General features: G+C 50.9%; 1 protein-coding gene. It reads right to left on the reverse strand.

Annotated elements, in window-relative coordinates:
- On the reverse strand, window positions 1-4448 hold a 4448-nt coding region (locus QUB39_RS30240; protein WP_333212824.1), incomplete at its 3' end, for a DUF4347 domain-containing protein.
- Between the last annotated feature and the right edge of the window lie 765 nt (window positions 4449-5213).

Below are 5213 nucleotides of genomic sequence, written 5' to 3' on the forward strand. Positions count from 1 at the left end.
GGTTCCGGCGCAGGGACGGGTGGTGTTGGTGTTGGTGGTGTGGGTGTTGGTTCCGGCGCGGGTGTTGGTTCCGGCGCAGGGACGGGTGGTGTTGGTTCCGGCGCGGGCGCGGGTGTTGGTTCCGGCGCAGGGACGGGTGGTGTTGGTTCCGGCGCAGGGACGGGTGTTGGTTCCGGCGCAGGGACGGGTGGTGTTGGTTCCGGCGCGGGCGCGGGTGTTGGTGTTGGTTCGTTCAGGGGAATGGCAGAGACAGTAGCGCTGGCGGGGCTGGTAGCGCCCTGGTTGTCTGTAGCGCTGTAGGTGAAATTTGCTGTTGTAAAGTTGGCTGTGGATTGGAAAAATAATTGGTTAATGTCAGCAGGTGTCAGAATTTGACCGGCGCGGATAATCCTGCCGCCGGTTTCGGGATTGCCTAAAAATATCAGCCCTTCATCTGCTGGTGGGACGGTGTTGATCGTGAAAGATGCGATCGACCCGTCTGGATCTGTGCCGCCTAGTCCTGCGATCGCCACAGTGCTGCTGGGGGCGATTTCGAGGTTGACGTTGTTAGCTACTGGCGGTTTGTTGGGCTCCGGCAGCACCGCCGAGACAGTAGCGCTGGCGCGGCTGGTAGCGCCCTGGTTGTCTGTAGCGCTGTAGGTGAAATTTGCTTTTGTAAAGTTGCCTGTCGATTGGAAAAATAATTGGTTAATGTCAGCAGGTGTCAGAATTTGACCGGCGGTGACAATCGTGCCGCCAGTATCGGGATTGCCTAAAAATACCAGCCCTTCATTTGCTGGTGGGACGGTGTTGATGGTGAAAGATGCGATCGACCCGTCGGGGTCGCTTCCTCCCAGTCCTGCGATCGCCACAGTGCTGCTGGGGGCGATTTCGAGGTTGACGTTGCTAGCTATCGGCCGTAGGTTGGCGGGAGTCGGAGTCGGAGTCGGTGGGAGTGGGGGAGTCGGAGTCGGCGCAGAGGCGATGCTGGTGGTAACAGTTGCGACGGAATCGCTGCCGTTATTGTTGCCGGGATTCGGGTCATTAGTGGTTGAGGTACTTCTTGCCGTGTTGCTGACAGTGCTGGTCGCGGGGACTGGGAATGTGACTCTCCGGCTGACGGTCACGCCGTCAGCTAAGCTGGCAATGGGCGGAAAGCTGACAATGCCTGTCGCTGGGTTGTAAGTACCGCCGTTGGATGCTGTGACGCCCGTTAAACCGGGAACGATGCTGTCTGTAAGGGTGATGTTGGTGGCGGTACTGGGCCCTCTGTTTTCGGTGAGAATGGTGTAGGTGACAGTCGAACCCGCGATCGCAGTAGCGGGCCCGGTTTTGAGCGTCACTACATCGGCGCTATCGGTGATAGTAGTGGTGACTCGCGCTTCGGGGCTGGTGCCGTTGTTGTTGGCAGGATTGGGGTCTGGGCTCGTTGAGGTGCTGCTAGCAGTGTTGGCGATGGGGCCGCCGCTGGCGGGAACTGCGAAACTGACGGTTCTGTTGGTGCTGGCTGCGCTGGCTAGGGATGCGATCGCCGTCCAAGTCACAATACCTGTAGTTGCGTTGTAACTTCCGCCCTCGGAGACGCTGACTCCTGTTAAGCCCGGAACAATGCTGTCGGCGATCGCCACATTGATTGCCGCACTCGGCCCACTGTTGGCTGCCGTAATTGTGTAGGTGACAGTCGAACCCGCGATCGCAGTAGCGGGCCCGGTTTTGCGCGTCACTACATCGGCGCTATCGGCGATCGTGGTGGTGACTCTTGCCGACGGGCTGCTGCCATTGTTGTTGCCGGGATTGGGGTCATTAGTGGTTGAGGTGCTGCTAGCAGTGTTGGCGACGGTGCCGCCGGTGGCGGGAACTGCGAAACTGACGGTTCTGTTGGTGCTGGCTGCGCGGGCTAGGGATGCGATCGCCGTCCAAGTCACAATACCTGTAGTTGCGTTGTAAGTTCCGCCGTCCGACACGCTGACTCCTGTTAAACCAGGAACAATGGTGTCGGCGATCGCCACATTGGTTGCCGCACTCGGCCCACTGTTGGCTGCCGTAATTGTGTAGGTGACAGTCGAACCCGCGATCGCAGTAGCGGGCCCAATTTTGCGCGTCACTACATCGGCGCTATCGGTGATAGTAGTGGTGACTCGCGCTTCGGGGCTGCTGCCGTTGTTGTTGCCGGGATTGGGGTCTGGGGTAATCGAGGTACTGCTAGCAGTGTTGGCGACGGTGCCACCGGTGGCGGGAACTGCGAAACTGACGGTTCTGTTGGCGCTGGTTGCGCTGGCTAGGGATGGGATCGCCGTCCAAGTCACAATACCTGTAGTTGCGTTGTAACTTCCGCCCTCGGAGACGCTGACTCCTGTTAAACCAGGAACAATGGTGTCGGCGATCGCCACATTGGTTGCCGCACTCGGCCCACTGTTGGCTGCCGTAATTGTGTAGGTGACAGTCGAACCCGCGATCGCAGTAGCGGGCCCAATTTTACGCGTCACTACATCAGCGCTATCGTTCGTAATAGTGGTCGTGACTCTCGCATCCGGGCGGCTGCCACTGTTGTTACCGGGTACGGGATCGATCGTGCTGCTGCTGCTGAATACACTATTTGTAATAGGGCCGAGTGTAGTTGGGGTCGTAACAGTTACGGTGCGGGTGGCTGTGGCCCCAACAGGTAAATTCGGAATACTCCAGGAAACCAGTCTCGTTGTCGGGTTGAAAGTGCCGTTGCCGTCGGCACTGCCAAATACTGCCCCGACGGGCAATTGATCTTCAACCACCACGTTTTCGGCGGCGTCCGGGCCGTTATTTACCGTCGTAATTGTGTAAGTGATGCTGCTACCCGGTGCCGCTGCCGCCGGGCCTGTTTTCGTTGAGGCAACATCTGCTGTAGTAAGCGGCACGTCTATAGTTTGGATCGACAAAGTGCGAACGTCGTGAATATTTGTTGCGGCTCCCGTTGAACCAGCAAAACCAAATTTGAATGTTGCCGGGATTGGCCCGTTTAAGTCCTCTAAATTGGCAATGTCGATAATAGTCTCGCCCTGATCTGTAAACAAACCATTATTGTTGAGATCAAAGTTAACAGTGAGACGGTTTGGCGTTGCAGAAGTGGGGGGTTGCAAAATAATTTGAACTCTTCTTCTGGCTTCTTCGCGACTGCTGGTAATGGCATTGTTCGGCCCGTTTGGAGGCAGAGGATTTACGGTATCGGGAATATTATCTATTCCCTGCGGCACAAACGTAGAAGTTAAAAATTGATATTGCGTAACTTCGCTACCTCGAAGCGTTACCGAATCTCGTCTAATTCCCCCCGGAAGTCCGCCTACCCGCCCTTGAGTTGTAGTTGAGAAATTTCCGAATTCATCCAATCCAATTCCTAAATAACCTCCCCGTAAACCGGACTGATTTGTATCTGTATTTTGCGCGTAGCCGAGAGAACCTCCATAGCCTCCAGCTACTGTTGGCGTCACAGTACCGTCAATTAAAAAGAAACTTATGCCGTCCCCTGTCTGCCCTGCTAAATCAGGACGATCAGGACGTGTAGTGCCGTCGTAGGCAAATATATCGAAGACAATTTTAAGACCGCTGTTGACAGGAACCTGACTGTTATAGATGACAAAAGTAGATTGGTCAAAAGTTCTTGTAGTTAATCTCAACGCCCCGCTGCCAACCGGGTCTATGTTCAAGCCCGGAAAACTCTCTGTTCCGGTTCCTGCTGTTAAAGCTGGAGCATCTGAAATGCCTGTTACCCCAGAGATCCAAGGCCCGATTAGACTTGCATCTTGAAAACTTTCATCCACTAAATTAATGAGGACAGCGCTGTAATTTTCCTGGGTGTTTGTTTCAAAGGCTATTGCTGTTTTTACTCGTCCTGCTGTAACATTTAATTGCCAGTTTCCTCCTAATTTGGCACTACCAATTAGATTGTTGGAAGCCGCTATATTTGCGCCTGTTAATTCTCTCAGCTTCCGCACGAAAGCAATCCCGGATTTTCCAGCCCCAACCTTACACGATAATAATAAAATATCGGCTTTTTCGCTTAAGGCATTTCGCCACTGCTGCAAATGCCGATCGTACTTTGATAAGTTTTCATTCGTCAGTAAAGTTGACCCCAGTTGCACGGAAGCTTCATTGCCGTGAGCAACAATCTGAAGGCTGGCAATTAAACTGCGTTTAGCTAGAATCTCGGTAATTTGTTCTACTCCGTCCAGAGTTCGATCGAGGACAATTATCTCTGTCCCTGGTTTGACTCCGCTGGCAAGATGCTGATAATTCTCTACCCTCGGATCGATGCAAACTAAATGTTTTGTATGTGTAGTCTTGACGCCCCGAGTCGCTTTTGTTAAACCGGAAATATCGAGCGCCATATCACCCACTAACGACGGCCCACTCCAAGAACTTTTTATGCAGTAAGTGTAGCGGCGATCGCAACTTGATTGGTGAATTGGCGAAGAGTAGTTGCACCCTAAATGTTTCATGAGTTACATAGCTCCTTGATCTATTAACTTTCAATCTTCAGTGGTAGATATTATTGTTAATTGCTAATGGGAAATTTCTAACTGCTCATTTCTCGATTTCGCATAGTTAACAAGTTATTTTTACTTCGTTTTTGTTTGGATCGACATCTTCCCAAAGTAGCAGTTCGCTCTATTTCGCTGGTAAATCAGGTTTTTTTTTCGCCAATTCAGACGTGAGCCTAAATTATTTTGAAATGAAAAAAATTAGCACAATCTACGATAAATTACCGTAAAATTAGATATTTTTTACCTAAAAGTAGTTGACAGCTTTGTATTTTTGTAGTATCAAAGGGGTTAATGTATGCGATTTTTATTACGACTCGAGTTTTTATCAAACCCAATTTGATCGATCTCAATCAGCCGACTCTCAAATCATCTATATGATACTCAAGAAATGGTTATATTTTTTGTAGTTTTAAACTTTTTTTGTTTTGTTTTTCATGACCAAATGACTCAATAAAAACCCTTTTTCTGGTTATTATTGAGTCGAATAACCCCCAAAATCTCCAAATTACTATTTTTTATGCTACATTCAAAAACTCGGTTTATCAAATAAACCGAGTTGCTAAAAGCATAGGAAAAAATGCAGCATATTTAATGCGCTTTGGTCTTAAGGAGAAAGAGTGAGAAAATCCCGATTACTCAGCAAATTATCAGCGCCAAAAACCTGAGCCAAAACCTCCCCAGTCGCCGCAACTTGTAGCAGTGTGCTATTGGCAGTCGAAT

The sequence above is a fragment of the Microcoleus sp. AT8-B5 genome, from assembly GCF_036705565.1.
GTDB lineage: Bacteria > Cyanobacteriota > Cyanobacteriia > Cyanobacteriales > Microcoleaceae > Microcoleus.